Source organism: Paramixta manurensis (genome assembly GCF_013285385.1).
Lineage (GTDB): Bacteria > Pseudomonadota > Gammaproteobacteria > Enterobacterales > Enterobacteriaceae > Paramixta > Paramixta manurensis.
Map to the genome: position 1 here is coordinate 3,484,902 of NZ_CP054212.1, position 15,778 is coordinate 3,500,679.

Genomic DNA, 15,778 nt, shown 5'->3' on the forward strand with positions numbered 1-15,778 from the left:
AGTGTACAACTTTCCGGGTTGCCGCCGGAACCACTCTCAACGGCTAATCGCTGAGAGCGGGATCCGCTGCCGGCGGTTTTTTCGGTATAAACTGACGGAAGAGTTCCTGACTTTTTAACGGTTTACCACCGAGGAAAGGCTTCAATGCCATGCGCGTAAAGCGCTTAGCGGCGCGTAGCGTATCAGCATCGGGAAATTCGCGCGCATACAACGCCCGCAGTTCACGCCCGGTGAAGCTGCGTTGATTAATCACCATGCTGGCGATAAACCCCTTCTCCTCCCGGTAGCTATACGTCATCTCATCGCTAACCGACTCGCCACTCCCCGCACAGTGGAGGAAATCAACGCCGTAGCCGAGGTGGCCCAGCATCGCCAATTCAAAGCGACGTAATGCGGGCTCTGGCGAACCGCTGGCGGCGGCCAATGTTTGCAGGCAATTGAGGTAATCAAAGAACAGTTCGGAAAAGGCGGTCTCCTGCTCTAATACGCGCGACAAGAGTTCATTGACGTAGAGACCGCAGTAAAGCGTGATGCCGCTGAGAGGAAGCGCCAGCGAGACGGCTTCGGCGCTACGCAACGTTTTAACTTCGCCGCGTCCGCTCCAGCGAACTAATAGAGGAGTGAAAGGTTGCAGCGCGCCTTTGAGGGCGGAACGTTTAGAACGGGCGCCTTTCGCCAGCACCCGTATGCGCCCATGGCTTTCGGTAAACAGGTCGAGTAACAGGCTGGTTTCGCTATAAGGACGCCCATGCAGGACAAACGCGCGTTGCCAGCCATCCATTCAGGTTTTACAGATCGTCAACATAGCCCAGGCTGCGCAATGCACGTTCGTCATCCGCCCAGCCGGACTTCACTTTTACCCACAGTTCAAGGTGGATCTTCGCCTCGAACATCTCTTCCATATCTTTACGCGCTTCAATACCGATGGTTTTGATTTTAGCGCCTTTATTACCGATGACCATTTTCTTCTGGCCTTCTCGTTCCACCAAAATCAGGCCGTTAATGTCATACCCGCCGCGTTCATTGGTAACAAAACGCTCAATCTCAACCGTAACCGAGTAGGGTAATTCCGCGCCCAGAAAACGCATCAGCTTTTCACGAATAATTTCGGATGCCATAAAGCGTTGTGAGCGATCGGTAACGTAATCTTCCGGGAAGTGATGCTCGGCAGCCGGCAGGCGTTTACGGACAATACTGGCGATGGTATCGACATTTTTACCGCTTTCCGCCGAAATGGGCACCACATCCATAAAGTCCATTTGCTGGCTAAGGAACTGAATATGCGGCAACAGCACCGATTTATCGGTAACGTTATCCACTTTATTAATTGCCAACAATACCGGTACTTTGCTGTCTTTCAGCTTGTTGACCACCATTTCGTCATCCGGTGTCCAACGCGTGCCTTCCACCACAAAGATGACCAGCTCAACATCGCCGATCGAGCTACTGGCCGCACGGTTCATTAACCGGTTAATCGCCCGCTTTTCTTCCATATGCAGGCCCGGTGTATCCACGTAAATCGCCTGATACTCCCCTTCCGTATGAATGCCCATAATACGGTGGCGGGTGGTTTGCGGTTTCCGCGAGGTAATAGAAACCTTCTGCCCCAGAAGCTGGTTCAGTAACGTAGATTTTCCCACGTTGGGGCGACCGACAATTGCGATAAAGCCGCAATGGGTTTGTTGTTCGCTCATTCGAGTCCTAACTTAATCAGCGCCTGTTCGGCGGCTGCCTGTTCAGCTTTACGACGGCTTGATCCGGTGCCAACCACCGGATCGGCCATGCCGCTTACCTGACAGTGAATGGTAAATTCCTGGTCATGCGCTTCGCCGCGAACCTGCACCACCAAATAGGAGGGGAGCGGTAAGTGACGACCCTGCAAATACTCTTGCAGACGCGTTTTGGGATCTTTCTGTTTATCGCCTGGGCTAATTTGGTCAAGGCGCGTTTGGTACCAACTCAGGATCAGTTTTTCAACCGTCTGAATGTCGCTATCAAGGAATACCCCGCCAATTAATGCCTCAACGGTATCGGCCAGAATAGATTCACGACGAAAGCCGCCGCTTTTTAGCTCGCCCGGCCCCAAACGTAAACACTCACCCAGATCGAACTCGCGCGCCATTTCCGCTAACGTGTTACCACGCACCAGCGTCGCGCGCATACGGCTCATATCACCCTCGTCCACACGCGGAAAGCGGTGGTAAAGCGCATTCGCTATAACATAGCTGAGAATGGAATCGCCAAGAAACTCCAGACGTTCATTGTGTTTACTGCTAGCGCTACGGTGCGTTAATGCTTGTTGCAGCAATTCCTGATGAGTAAAAGTGTAGCCCAGCTTTCGCTGAAGCTTATTAATTACGATGGGGTTCATGCGATACCAATGTCAACAATGCGTCAATGAAACTGCATACGGAACAGGGCTGTCTGGAACCAACACTAAACAGTTTCGTGTGCAGTGGCTTCCCGAAGGAAGCCAACCTTTTATATCCGTCATACTTCGCGCTACGTTTGCTCACCCGAACCACTTGACCGGAGTAAGCTCATCGGGATTCCCTTAGTTGCCGTCTTCCCGTCGCTCGAATTAGTTAGGATATATTTAATGAATGCCGCCAATACGGCTCAGACGAACGCCGGTAGGCCACTCGCCTTCTTGTTTCTCAAAACTCATCCAGATGGCCGTTGCCTTACCGACCAAATTCCGCTCAGGTACGAAACCCCAATAGCGGCTGTCGGCGCTATTATCACGGTTATCGCCCATCATAAAGTATTGACCTTGCGGTACAACCCATGTGGACTGAGCCTGACCGGGCTGCTGATAATACATGCTGGCCTGGCTTTGCGCTTCCGTAACCAACAGAATATCGTGCGTCACCTCGCCTAACGTCTCTTTACGCGTCGCTAAACGTAGGCCGCCTTTCATCTCGCCGCCCTGAGGAACTTGCCAGAAACCGCTACCGGTTTCATTGCCGTCAAACCCATTGAATGTCTGAATAAAATCACTTGGGCGAACATCAGAATAGGTCACCGGCAAGGCTTTATCGCAGGGTTTAGCACCCTCACAAGCCGGGTTAATGGTCACCGTCTTACTCAGCGGATCATACGTCACCCGGTCGCCCGGTAAGCCTACCACGCGCTTGATATAATCCAGACTCGGATCTTTCGGATATTTAAATACCGCAATATCGCCGCGTTTGGGATGGCCGGTTGGGATCAACGTGGTTTGCGTGATCGGATCTTTAATCCCATAAGCAAATTTTTCCACCAGAATAAAATCACCGATCAAAAGCGTCGGCATCATCGACCCTGACGGGATCTGGAAAGGTTCGTAAATAAAAGAACGCACCACCAGCACCACTAACAGCACCGGAAAAACCGAGGCGGCAGTCTCTACCCAGCCTGGCTGTTTGGCAATTTTTTCCAGCGCCTTTGCATCCACCGCATCGCCGGTTTGCGCCTGTACCGCAGCGCGTTTCTCACGGCGAGCCGGCGCCCATTTAAACTTATCAATACACCAGATAATACCGGTAAGCAGCGTGGCTACTACCAGAATCAGGGCGAACATATTAGCCATTGAGTTTCCTTATTTGCTGTCTTTACCGACATGCAGAATGGCGAGGAACGCTTCCTGCGGTAGTTCAACATTACCGACCTGTTTCATACGTTTCTTACCCTCTTTCTGCTTCTGCAACAGTTTCTTCTTACGGCTAACGTCACCGCCATAACATTTGGCGAGAACGTTTTTACGTAACTGCTTCACCGTTGAGCGAGCGATAATGTGGTTGCCGATCGCCGCCTGAATGGCAATATCGAACTGCTGACGGGGGATCAGATCTTTCATCTTTTCCACCAGCTCGCGGCCACGATACTGCGAATTGTCACGGTGAGTAATCAGCGCCAGCGCATCAACACGTTCCGTATTAATCAGAACGTCGACACGCACCATGTCAGAGGCTTGAAAACGTTTAAAATTATAATCCAGCGATGCATAGCCGCGTGATGTTGATTTCAGGCGGTCGAAAAAGTCAAGAACCACTTCCGCCATTGGAATTTCATAAGTTAGCGCAACTTGATTACCGTGATAGACCATATTGGTCTGCACACCGCGTTTTTCGATACACAGCGTGATAACGTTGCCCAGGTACTCTTGCGGCAGCAGCATGTGGCACTCGGCAATCGGCTCGCGCAATTCAGCAATGTTATTTAGCGGCGGTAATTTTGACGGGCTATCGACATAGACAATCTCACCGGAGGTGGTTTCCACTTCATAGACCACCGTCGGCGCTGTCGTGATCAAATCAAGATCGTATTCGCGCTCCAGACGCTCTTGAATGATCTCCATATGCAACAGGCCAAGGAAGCCGCAGCGGAAACCAAAGCCTAACGCGGTTGAGCTTTCCGGCTCATAAAATAGAGAGGCATCATTAAGGCTAAGCTTGCCTAGCGCATCGCGGAACGCTTCATAATCATCTGAACTGATCGGGAACAAGCCCGCGTAAACCTGTGGTTTGACCTTTTTAAAACCCGGTAACGCTTTATCTGCCGGATTTTTCGACAAGGTCAGCGTATCGCCCACCGGCGCGCCAAGAATGTCTTTGATCGCACAGACCAGCCAGCCCACTTCGCCACACTTCAGTACATCGCGGTCAACCTGTTTCGGGGTGAAAATACCCAAACGATCGGCGTTATATACTTGGCCGGTGCTCATGACTTTAACTTTGTCACCTTTACGCAAGGTGCCATTTTTGATGCGAACCAGCGAGACGACGCCGAGGTAATTATCAAACCAGGAGTCGATAATCAATGCTTGCAGCGGCGCTTCCGGATCGCCTTCCGGCGGCGGAATGTCACGCACCAGGCGCTCAAGCACATCGGGAACGCCAATACCGGTTTTTGCTGAGCAACGCACCGCGTCGGTGGCATCAATGCCAACGATATCTTCAATCTCTTCGGCAACACGGTCGGGATCGGCAGCCGGCAGATCGATTTTATTTAGTACCGGCACCACTTCCAGATCCATTTCCATGGCGGTATAGCAGTTAGCCAGGGTTTGCGCTTCCACGCCCTGCCCTGCATCAACCACCAATAGCGCGCCCTCACAGGCCGCCAGAGAGCGTGACACTTCATAAGAGAAGTCAACGTGGCCTGGCGTATCGATAAAATTGAGCTGGTAAGTTTCACCGTTTGGCGCTTTATAATCGAGCGTTACGCTCTGCGCTTTAATGGTAATGCCGCGCTCACGTTCCAAATCCATAGAATCCAGAACCTGCGCAGCCATTTCACGAGCGGTTAAGCCACCGCAAATTTGAATCAGACGGTCGGAAAGCGTCGATTTGCCGTGGTCGATATGAGCGATGATGGAAAAGTTTCGTATGTGCTTCATTATAGAGGTTATTCTGCCTTACAAATTCTGAAACTCTCGTCATATACGTTGCGGAGAGCGTAATATCACAGGCCGACTTTTGCCCGAAAGGCTGCATTCTACACTACATATAAGAGTCGTGGAATCATCGACACCCGCGATAACTCGAAGAAAAAGCCAGTGCAGTGGAAACGGAGGGTATTTGGGACAAAAACGGGCGAGAAGTGGCGAAAACGGCTGCCGGATAAGCAGCCGAACGGAATTAAACTTCAGCTTCCATGTCAACACGCAATGCGTTTGGCGGCAGGCTAACGCTGAGGATCACCGGCTGAAAAGCATCTTTATCACCGAACAGACCTGAAACGCCTTTGGCAATAATAAACCCGCCCACGCCGCCTAACAAAGCCCCTGCCGCTGCCGCAAGGTCACTATGAAACAGCATTTGGAACAGACCGGCGACGGCAAATAAACCGACCAACGGTGTCATATAAACCAGTAATGCGGATCCTAACAGGCTACTTTCTTTGATACCTAACTCAACCCGTTGCCCAGCCTCAAGCGGCTCAGCGCTGGCAATTTGCATGACATGGGCATTTTTCGGCCCCAGCTTATTCAGCATCGCACTACCACAGCCTTTGCGCGCCGAGCAACTGTTACACGTGGTTTTAATTTCGGAATGCAAGGTAGCGATTCCGTCTTGCCACGAAACCACCGTGGCCCATTCTCTCATCATCTTAGCGTACCTAAATCGATGCTATCAGCAATGCGTTTCGCAGTGGACGGCGGTAACTCACCCACCACCATAATTTCCACATTATTACGCGTTTCGGTCTGCACCGTACGACGCCCAGTGCGCAATAACTGCGTTGTGCTGCTTTTATCCGCCGGACTAAGGTTGATAGAGAAACTAAATAGCCCATCAGAATAGAGACGTGACTCAACCGGTCGATTCAGTGAAGGAATGCTGCGACGACTCTGCGACACTTCCTGCATACCAACCGGCAGCCAGCCTGGCTTCCAGCTAAAACTGACCTTTTCTCCCGGCGGAACCGATAGCGTCGGCGGCAAGTTGGCTTTTTCCAACCCTTGCATTAAATTGCGAACGCCATCATCCACCGCGAAGCTTACTACCCGATATTGCTCCAGCGTTTCACCATCGCCATCCAGTAAATCCACCCGCAGCGGCAGTTTCGTTTCGCTATCCAGCCATACAATATAGCTATAACGCGTACCATCGCGCGCGACAATACGCACGACATCGCATAGCTGATCGGCAATACGCGTACGACCAACCGGTACAAAATCATAGCTGTCGGTCAGGCGCTTAAAATCGGCATAAACCACCGACGGTAACGCGTCAACAATATGATTTCCGGGGAGGGAAAACGGTTCAAGACCCGGCTCAAAATAGCTTATATCGCCGCCGCGCTGAATGACCTCACGACGGGGACCGTCCATTTGCAACAGTTGAGCATAAACCTTGTCATCGACCACTGCGTGGCGATAACGCAAAGACTCAATTCCCAACCGGGAAACATTGATATAAGCGAGTTCGTAATTGAGGGACTGACTAGCCTGCTCCATCTGTTGCAACAACGCCCCAGACGCAGATTCCTGCGCAGGGGCGATGGATGGATACAGCAGGCTGCCGACCAGGCTAACGGCATACCAGAGTTGCTTCATTACTGCTGTTGAATTCCTAACGACTGATTTCCGGGAACCTGAGCCTGTACCTGTGCCTGCTGCGGTGCATTTTGTTCAAATTGCATTTGCTCGGCATGCAGGCGACGCTGCAGTTCATAATCTTGCAGCATGGCATTGACGCGGCGACGTTGCATCTGTACCTGCTGGTTAGCGTTATTGGTATCAAAAGCGTCAGACGGCACGCCCAGGCTGACCGGAGAAGCTTTCCCCATCATGGGCAACGTATTGAAAACCGGCGCTTCAGATTTATCATTGGCATCTTTTGGTTGATTGTATTGCTGCACACCAACAATCACCGCCAATGATACGCAGGCCGCGACGCCAACTTGCGTAATTTGCGCCGCCCATGGACGCATTTTTTGCCAAAACGGCATTTTTGCCTGCTGAGCAGGTACCGGTTGAGCTTCAGGGATTAGCGTTGTGACGCGAGTAACGGGCTCTTTTTCAATCGCAGCGGCAACGCGCGCGGCAATATCAAAATGTACGACATTCTCAACATCGCCACGTAAAGTGTCGCGAATGAGGTGATAGCTCTCCCAGCGTTTTTGCAGCGTAGCGTCTTTAGCCAATGCCGATAACAGCTCACTGTCTAAGGTTTCGCCGTCCATCAAAGCGGAAAGTTGTTCTTTCTGCATGCCTCATACCCTTCCTGTATTCGTTATCACTAACGTTGGATAAGCGGTTGAACTTTATTATCAATAGCTTCTCGCGCCCGGAAAATACGTGAACGCACGGTACCCACCGGACAATCCATGATGGCGGCTATCTCTTCATAGCTCAGCCCATCCAACTCCCTTAAGGTAATCGCCATCCGTAAATCTTCAGGGAGTGACTCAATGGTACGAAAAACTATCTGTTTCAATTCATCAGACAACATTAAGTTCTCAGGGTTCGATATTTCTTTCAGCGCACCCGCACTTTCAAAGTTTTCAGCGTCGATAGCGTCCACATCGCTGGATGGCGGACGACGCCCCTGAGCAACCAAATAATTCTTCGCGGTGTTGACCGCAATACGGTACAACCACGTGTAAAATGCGCTATCGCCACGGAAAGATTCCAGTGCGCGATACGCTTTGATAAACGATTCTTGTACAACATCCGGCACATCGCCCGACGGAACGTAGCGCGAAACCAGACTCGCCACTTTATGCTGGTAACGAACAACCAGTAAATTGAATGACTTCTGATCTCCTTTCTGCACTCGTTCAACGAGAACCTGATCCGTTAACTGCTCGCTCATCCGAGGTAATGTCTCCCCAAATTTCTCTCCACGCGTAATTGAACAACCAGCAATGACTCAATTTCCTGAGCAAGCACCCGGTTAGAGTAATCACTTACACTTTAGTTCATTCACGCCATCATTTTTGTTGCGTCATCACTGAAGTTTACACTTCGACTTTGTTTTTCATTTTGGTGAAGCGTAAACCACTGCTTTCTTTGGCGATCGTAACCGGCACCGCCGATAAATCCTGATGACGCGACCGCAGAGTACCCCATGAGAGTCACTTTTTCATCTGCAAAACACATTTATTGAAGAAAGTTCGCAATATTAAACAGCCGTCTGCATGGTTTTGCACCGTTCCTCGCCGTTCTCTCGATGAGATAATTACGGCATTCCATTACAAGCGTGGACAATAAATTGCTTTTTTCCTGGCGCCTTTGGGCTTATGCTCAACAAACCACTTGTTTAGTAAATTAAACACCATGACGTACTCTCCTGACTATAGTTGTGACGTTTTGATTATTGGTAGCGGTGCCGCCGGGCTCTCTCTGGCATTACGTCTGGCCGCAGATAATCACGTCACCGTGTTGAGTAAAGGCCCGATAAGCGAAGGCTCCACGTTCTATGCACAAGGTGGCATTGCCGCCGTGTTTGATGAAACCGACAGCATTGAATCGCATATTGAAGATACGCTAATTGCCGGTGCCGGGATCTGCGATCGCGAGGCAGTCTCTTTTATTGCCGGTAATGCGCGCCGTTGCGTACAGTGGTTAATTGATAATGGCGTTTTGTTTGATAAAGAAACCCGTGCGGATGGCGAACAGCACTATCACCTGACGCGTGAAGGCGGACATAGTCATCGCCGTATTTTGCACAGCGCAGATGCCACGGGACGTGAAGTAGAAACCACTTTAGTTGGCCAGGCATTACGTCATCCTAACATTCGTATTCTGGAACGCACTAACGCGGTTGACCTAATTCTTTCCGATAAACTCGGCCTGCCAGGACCGCGCCGCGCGGTGGGCGCCTGGATTTGGAACCGGAACCGCGAAACGGTGGAAACCTGCCGTGCGCGTACCGTGGTGTTAGCCACCGGCGGCGCGGCAAAAGTATATCAATACACCACTAATCCGGATGTGGCTTCCGGCGACGGTATCGCCATGGCCTGGCGTGCCGGTTGTCGCGTTGCGAATCTGGAATTCAACCAGTTTCATCCCACCTGTTTATTCCATCCTGAAGCGCGTAATTTTCTGTTAACGGAAGCGTTACGCGGCGAAGGGGCCTGGCTAACTCGCCCCGATGGAACACGCTTTATGCCAGATTTTGATCCACGAGCCGAACTGGCGCCGCGTGATATCGTCGCCCGCGCCATCGATCATGAGATAAAACGCCTCGGCGTCGACTGTATGTACCTCGACATAAGCCATAAACCGGCTGAGTTTATTCGCGCCCATTTTCCGATGATCGTGGAAAAACTCCTCACGTTGGGTTTCGACCTTACCACGCAACCAATCCCAATCGTACCGGCGGCGCACTACACATGTGGCGGCGTGATGGTCGACCACCATGGCCGTACCGATATTGACGCGCTCTATGCGATTGGCGAAGTCAGCTATACCGGCCTACATGGCGCCAATCGAATGGCATCAAACTCCTTACTGGAGTGCCTGGTCTATGGCTGGTCGGCGGCGGAAGATATTGCTCAACGATTACCGCAGTTAACTGCGGTTGAAAGCTTACCGCTGTGGGATGAAAGCCGGGTAGATGATTCAGATGAACGTGTCGTCATCCAACATAACTGGCATGAGTTGCGGCTTTTTATGTGGGATTATGTTGGCATTGTTCGCACCACTAAACGCCTGCAACGCGCGTTGCGGCGTATTACCATGCTGCAACAGGAAATTGACGAGTACTACGCACATTTTCGTATTTCAAATAACTTGTTGGAGTTACGTAACCTGGTCCAGGTCGCGGAATTGATCGTTCGCTGTGCGCTGGCGCGTAAAGAGAGCCGAGGGCTCCACTTTACGCTTGATTATCCGGAACCGTTACCCACTTCCGGCCCGACGGTGTTGGCGCCGGATAATTACATGAACAGATAGAAGTCACGGGTCAGGCCACAATACGCTTCGGAGTAGCGCTGGTCCGGCCCGCGAATCACCATTCGCTCTTGCAATAGCTCACCGGGTTGCGGTGAAAGCCCCAACATCACCCGATGCGGCGCACGGTTTTCGTTATCGGCAATATCATTACGAAAGCGTAAATGCCAGCCACGCGTCGCCGCCATCTCAACAAAGCGATTACCGGCATCCTCCGGTAAGATCACACAGAAAAAACCTTCCTCATCAATCAGTGCTTCCGCACAGCCCAGCAGCGCGGCATGGTCGAGAGTATGGGTTGCCCGCGCCGCCGCGCGTTCCGGTGAAGAACAGGCGGTACCGGGCGTGAAAAAAGGGGGATTACTAACGATCAGCGAATAACGCGCTTCACGATTTTGCGCCCAGCTAATGATATCCTGCTGATGGATGCTGATACGTTCAGCCCACGGGCACTCAGCCGCGTTTTCTGCTGCTTGCAATGCGGCCGAGTCATCCAACTCAACCGCATCAATATGCACATCGCTGCCCGTGCGCTGCGCCAGCATGATGGCGATAAGCCCGCTGCCGGTGCCAATATCCAGCGCGCGCGTTACCCGCGCAACCGGAACCCAGGCGCCCAGTAATACGCCATCGGTTCCCACTTTCATCGCACAGCGATCATGCGCGATGAAAAATTGTTTAAAAGTAAACCCATCGGCGCGTAAAAGGCCTTTATGCTGTGACATTCAACCGATCCAAAATAGAAACGGCGATAGCATAGGGCAAAGTTAGATGAGAGAAAAGCTATCGCTGCGACACAAACAGATGAAGATCGCGTTCAATCTGTCTATAATCAGCGCCCCAAACTGAGGTAGACCATGACCGTAACCACATTTTCCGAACTCGAACTTGATGAAAGCCTGCTGGAAGCCTTGCAGGATAAAGGCTTCACGCGCCCAACCGCTATCCAGGCGGCTGCAATTCCGCCCGCACTGGAGGGCCGTGATGTATTAGGTTCAGCGCCTACCGGCACCGGGAAAACGGCGGCCTACCTGTTGCCCGCTTTACAGCACTTGATCGACTTTCCGCGTAAAAAATCCGGCCCGCCGCGCGTCTTAATTTTGACCCCAACGCGCGAGCTGGCGATGCAGGTTGCCAACCAGGCGCGTGAACTGGCGAAACATACACATCTTGATATTGCCACCATTACCGGCGGCGTGGCCTACATGAACCATGCTGAAGTGTTCAGTGAGAATCAAGATATTGTGGTTGCCACCACCGGTCGCCTGCTGCAATACATAAAAGAAGAGAATTTTGATTGCCGCGCGGTCGAAACGCTGATCCTGGATGAGGCGGACCGTATGCTGGATATGGGCTTCGCCCAGGATATTGAAACCATTGCCGGTGAAACCCGCTGGCGTAAGCAAACCCTGCTGTTTTCCGCCACTCTGGAAGGGGAAGCCATTCAGGACTTTGCCGATCGCATCCTTAATGAACCTGCGGAAGTCGAAGCCGAGCCCAGCCTACGGGAACGTAAGAAGATCCAGCAATGGTATTATCGTGCCGATGATTTACAGCATAAAACCAAATTGCTTGTACACCTTCTGCAACAGGCTGATGTCACGCGTTCGATTGTGTTTGTGCGTAAGCGCGACCGTGTACATGAACTGGTCGCCTGGTTACGAGAAGCGGGGATTAACACCAGTTATTTAGAAGGCGAAATGGTCCAGGCCAAGCGTAACGAAGCCATTGCGCGTCTGGTTGATGGGCGCGTGACGGTACTGGTCGCAACCGATGTGGCGGCACGCGGCATCGATATTGACGATGTCAGCCATGTGTTCAACTTCGATATGCCACGCACTGCTGATATCTATCTGCACCGCATTGGTCGTACCGGACGCGCCGGGCGTAAGGGAACCGCTTTATCGCTGGTTGAAGCGCACGACCATCAGCTATTAGGTAAAATTGGCCGCTATATTAACGAGCCCTTAAAGGCCCGTACCATTGATGAGCTTCGTCCAACCTCGCGTGTGCCGAGTCCAAAAGCAACCGGTAAACCGTCGAAAAAAGTATTAGCGAAGCGCAAAGAGAAAAAAGCGGCGGAAGAGACAAAACCTCGGGTTAAAAAACGCCATCGCGATACTAAAAATATCGGTAAGCGCCGCAAACCCAGTGCCGAGATAAAAAACGATAGTGTTGAATAATTGCACCACGCAACAAAAAACCGCCCTACAAGGCGGTTTTTTTTATCGGGGAAAGAGCAACATTTTTTCACTTTGTTGGCTATTTCAGACGATAAGCGTTTAAAGTTCGCCTACCCGATAAAACATAAAGTTAACAAAAATTCAACATTATGTTTTCTATCGCCTTTTCTCTATTCTGCCCGTGGTGAGCTTTTCGACAGCCGTACAGATTACAGGCTTTCAGTGAACGTACGGGTGATCACATCACGTTGCTGTTCTGGCGTCAGAGAGTTAAAACGTACCGCATAGCCAGAAACACGGATGGTTAGCTGCGGATATTTCTCCGGATGCTTCACCGCGTCTTCCAGCGTATCACGGCTTAGTACGTTCACATTCAGATGCTGGCCGCCTTCTACCCGCACTTGCGGCTGTGCTTCTAGCGGAACCTCGCGATATTCAATGTCGCCAAGCTCCGCGACAGGAACCACCTGGTCTTCGCTATATCCTGCTTTCGCGCATACACAGCGCGCTTGCGCTTTTTCGTCATCCAACAGCCAGAATGAATTCAATAACGCATCATTGCCAGACTTAGTGATTTGGATACCGGTAATCATTGTGTGCCTCCCAGGCTTATCAGGGCCAGTGCTTCCACCAGCAACAGGTCATTTGGTCAAACCATTTTCTCTGGTTGGTATATCAAGTGACTCACACCCTCACATTGACATAAATCAATAAACACTCATCATGCTTCTGCGCAGACACCTCAATTATTTGTTTTATATCAAATTTTCAAAAAAATATTTTTTGTTATTTTCAACTATTTTTTAAGGTTTTGCCGTTGGAGAATTAACGTTAAGCTACAGCCACATTAATGCAGAAGGGAGAACGTCATGGTCAACGCGATGACCTGGCACGATGTGCTGGCGCAGGAAAAAGAAAAACCCTATTTCATCGATACGCTTGCCGCCGTAGCGCATGAGCGTGCCGCAGGTAAGGTGGTCTACCCGCCGCAGAAAGATGTTTTCAACGCTTTTCGCTTAACGGAACTGGGCGCAGTGAAAGTGGTCATTCTGGGGCAAGATCCCTACCACGGGCCAAATCAGGCGCACGGGCTGGCATTTTCCGTGCGTCCCGGCGTAGCGGTGCCGCCTTCGCTGGTGAATATGTATAAAGAACTTGAGCAGGATATTCCCGGTTTTCAGCGTCCAAACCATGGTTTTCTGGAAAGCTGGGCAAAGCAAGGCGTGATGCTGTTGAATACGGTGTTAACCGTTGAGGCGGGTAAAGCTCACTCACATGCGCGGTTTGGCTGGGAGACCTTTACCGATAACGTGATAGCCGCGATCAATACTCATCGCGAAGGCGTCGTCTTTTTGCTTTGGGGCTCACACGCGCAGAAGAAAGGCAGCATTATCACCAGGCAACGCCACCATGTTTTACAGGCGCCGCACCCTTCTCCGCTTTCCGCGCATCGGGGCTTTTTTGGCTGCCAACACTTCTCACGCACCAATCAAATTCTAAGCGAAAGCGGCGAAACGCCGATTGACTGGACTCCGGTGCTGCCCTAATTGGTTTGGCGATGACCGGCGGATTAAAAACCCCCCGGTCATCGCCAGCAAGGCGGGATTAACTTTTCGCTTTCGCTACGGCTACCATCGCCGGGCGCAGCAAGCGGCCATTCAATGTGTAACCACGCTGCATCACCATCATTACATGGTTAGGCGCAACTTCTTCGGATTCCATCATCGACATGGCCTGATGAACTTCCGGGTTAAACGGCACATTCAGTTCACCCACAACTTCAACGCCAAACTTACGTACCGCGCCCAGTAGCGATTTCAGCGTGAGCTCAATACCTTCAATCATTGCGCTTAATTCTGGATTGGTTTTATCCGCCACCTCCAACGCACGCTCCAGGCTATCAATCACTGGCAGCAGTTCGTTGGCAAATTTTTCCAGGGCGAATTTATGCGCTTTTTCGACATCTTGTTCGGTGCGGCGGCGGATATTTTCAATCTCAGCCTGCGCACGCAGTTGTGCTTCACGCACTCCGCCCTGCGCCTGCGCCAACTCAGCTTCAAGCTGCGCGATACGCTCATCACGCGGGTCCACCACTTCTGCTGTCTCCGCGTCCTCTTGGTGCTGTTGTTCCATCTCAATCTCGTCTGAGACTTGCTCGTTTGGTGTGTTCTGTTCTTTACTACTCATGAATTTCTCCGCGTTTTGCACATTCGTCTCGCTGGTTCGCTTATTATGGGGATCAGAATCGCGGTTTCAAGAGAACCAGTCACATTGTCAGGGCAGATTAGCCCATAAGGAATGCCAGCATAATGAACAAACATTTCAACTGCATTGGTATTGTTGGTCATCCACGCCATCCAACCGCGCTGACAACGCATGAAATGCTCTATCGTTGGCTAACAGCCAAAGGCTATGAAGTCGTGATTGAGCAACAAATTGCGCAAGAACTGGCGCTGGATAACGTCTCCACCGGAACGCTGGCGGAAATTGGTCAGCGGGCGGATTTAGCGGTGGTGGTTGGCGGGGACGGTAATATGCTGGGCGCAGCGCGGGCATTGGCGCGTTATGACATTAAAGTCATCGGCATCAACCGTGGCAACCTGGGTTTTTTAACCGATCTCGATCCTGATAATGCGCAGCAACAGTTAGCCGATGTGTTGGAAGGTGAATACATTATCGAGAGCCGTTTTCTGCTGGAGGCGCAAGTCTGTCGCGGCGATAACGCCCCGCGCATTGGGACAGCAATTAATGAGGTGGTGCTACACCCTGGTAAAGTGGCGCATATGATTGAATTCGAAGTCTATATCGATGAAAACTTTGCATTCTCACAACGTTCGGACGGCTTAATTATTTCTACGCCTACCGGCTCAACCGCTTATTCACTTTCTGCCGGCGGCCCCATCCTTACTCCCTCACTTGACGCTATTGCACTGGTGCCGATGTTCCCGCATACCCTTTCCGCGCGCCCATTAGTGATCAGTAATAAAAGCACCATCCGATTGCGCTTTTCCCATATGCGTAGCGACCTGGAGATCAGTTGCGATAGCCAAATTGCACTGCCGATACAGGAAGGTGAAGATGTGTTAGTGCGCCGTAGCGACTATCATCTTAATTTAATACACCCAAAAAATTATAACTATTTCAATACGTTAAGCTCAAAGCTGGGGTGGTCGAAAAAATTGTTTTAAAAATCAGCACTCGCCACTTTACT

The 15,778-nt window shown here is 51.2% G+C and carries 16 protein-coding genes; 4 read left to right on the forward strand and 12 right to left on the reverse strand.

Annotated elements, in window-relative coordinates; all coding sequences use genetic code 11:
- Positions 1-43: 43 nt before the first annotated feature.
- From recO to rpoE, 9 genes are all read right to left on the reverse strand, one after another.
- Positions 44-781, reverse strand: coding sequence for a DNA repair protein RecO (gene recO, locus PMPD1_RS16860; RefSeq protein WP_173635140.1), 738 nt, complete (start codon positions 779-781; stop codon positions 44-46).
- A 7-nt stretch (positions 782-788) separates the two neighbouring features.
- Positions 789-1,694 carry a GTPase Era gene (gene era, locus PMPD1_RS16865; protein ID WP_173635141.1) on the reverse strand — a complete coding sequence of 302 codons (906 nt, stop codon included), beginning with the start codon at positions 1,692-1,694 and terminating at the stop codon, positions 789-791.
- On the reverse strand, positions 1,691-2,371 hold the full coding sequence (rnc, locus tag PMPD1_RS16870) for a ribonuclease III (protein WP_173635142.1): 681 nt from the start codon (positions 2,369-2,371) through the stop codon (positions 1,691-1,693). Before rnc ends, era begins: the two co-directional genes overlap by 4 nt.
- A 225-nt stretch (positions 2,372-2,596) precedes the next feature.
- Positions 2,597-3,571, reverse strand: coding sequence for a signal peptidase I (gene lepB, locus PMPD1_RS16875; protein WP_173635143.1), 975 nt, complete (start codon positions 3,569-3,571; stop codon positions 2,597-2,599).
- A gap of 9 nt (positions 3,572-3,580) precedes the next feature.
- Positions 3,581-5,380: a translation elongation factor 4 gene (gene lepA / locus PMPD1_RS16880; RefSeq protein ID WP_173635144.1), complete on the reverse strand. Its 1,800-nt coding sequence runs from the start codon at positions 5,378-5,380 to the stop codon at positions 3,581-3,583.
- 241 nt (positions 5,381-5,621) lie between these two features.
- A complete protein-coding gene (gene rseC / locus PMPD1_RS16885; protein WP_173635145.1) occupies positions 5,622-6,092 on the reverse strand; it encodes a SoxR-reducing system protein RseC in 471 nt (156 codons plus the stop codon).
- Positions 6,089-7,042, reverse strand: a complete 954-nt coding sequence (rseB, locus tag PMPD1_RS16890) for a sigma-E factor regulatory protein RseB (protein WP_173635146.1) — start codon at positions 7,040-7,042, stop codon at positions 6,089-6,091. Before rseB ends, rseC begins: the two co-directional genes overlap by 4 nt.
- Positions 7,042-7,698 carry an anti-sigma-E factor RseA gene (gene rseA, locus PMPD1_RS16895; RefSeq protein WP_173635147.1) on the reverse strand — a complete coding sequence of 219 codons (657 nt, stop codon included), beginning with the start codon at positions 7,696-7,698 and terminating at the stop codon, positions 7,042-7,044. Before rseA ends, rseB begins: the two co-directional genes overlap by 1 nt.
- 29 nt (positions 7,699-7,727) lie before the next feature.
- On the reverse strand, positions 7,728-8,303 hold the full coding sequence (gene rpoE, locus PMPD1_RS16900) for an RNA polymerase sigma factor RpoE (protein ID WP_039379714.1): 576 nt from the start codon (positions 8,301-8,303) through the stop codon (positions 7,728-7,730).
- 464 nt (positions 8,304-8,767) lie between these two features.
- Here rpoE and nadB point away from each other — a divergent pair, with 464 nt between their 5' ends.
- Positions 8,768-10,387, forward strand: a complete 1,620-nt coding sequence (nadB, locus tag PMPD1_RS16905; protein ID WP_173635148.1) for an L-aspartate oxidase — start codon at positions 8,768-8,770, stop codon at positions 10,385-10,387.
- Here nadB and trmN read toward each other — a convergent pair.
- Positions 10,372-11,109: a tRNA(1)(Val) (adenine(37)-N(6))-methyltransferase TrmN gene (trmN, locus tag PMPD1_RS16910; RefSeq protein ID WP_173635149.1), complete on the reverse strand. Its 738-nt coding sequence runs from the start codon at positions 11,107-11,109 to the stop codon at positions 10,372-10,374. The two genes, nadB and trmN, sit on opposite strands and share 16 nt — an antisense overlap.
- Before the next feature lie 132 nt (positions 11,110-11,241).
- On the opposite strand from trmN, the gene srmB reads away from it, so the two are divergent.
- Positions 11,242-12,567, forward strand: coding sequence for an ATP-dependent RNA helicase SrmB (srmB, locus tag PMPD1_RS16915; RefSeq protein ID WP_173635150.1), 1,326 nt, complete (start codon positions 11,242-11,244; stop codon positions 12,565-12,567).
- A gap of 209 nt (positions 12,568-12,776) precedes the next feature.
- Here srmB and grcA read toward each other — a convergent pair whose 3' ends face one another.
- On the reverse strand, positions 12,777-13,160 hold the full coding sequence (gene grcA, locus PMPD1_RS16920) for an autonomous glycyl radical cofactor GrcA (RefSeq protein WP_173635151.1): 384 nt from the start codon (positions 13,158-13,160) through the stop codon (positions 12,777-12,779).
- 276 nt (positions 13,161-13,436) lie between these two features.
- Here grcA and ung point away from each other — a divergent pair, with 276 nt between their 5' ends.
- Complete coding sequence (gene ung, locus PMPD1_RS16925; protein WP_173635152.1) at positions 13,437-14,114, forward strand: uracil-DNA glycosylase; 678 nt, start codon at positions 13,437-13,439, stop codon at positions 14,112-14,114.
- A 58-nt stretch (positions 14,115-14,172) separates the two neighbouring features.
- Here ung and grpE read toward each other — a convergent pair whose 3' ends face one another.
- Positions 14,173-14,754: a nucleotide exchange factor GrpE gene (grpE, locus tag PMPD1_RS16930; protein WP_173635153.1), complete on the reverse strand. Its 582-nt coding sequence runs from the start codon at positions 14,752-14,754 to the stop codon at positions 14,173-14,175.
- Positions 14,755-14,876: 122 nt separating this feature from the next.
- On the opposite strand from grpE, the gene nadK reads away from it, so the two are divergent.
- Positions 14,877-15,755 (forward strand): NAD(+) kinase, encoded by an 879-nt coding sequence (nadK, locus tag PMPD1_RS16935; protein ID WP_173635154.1) that lies wholly within the window; start codon positions 14,877-14,879, stop codon positions 15,753-15,755.
- The last annotated feature ends 23 nt before the right edge of the window (positions 15,756-15,778 follow it).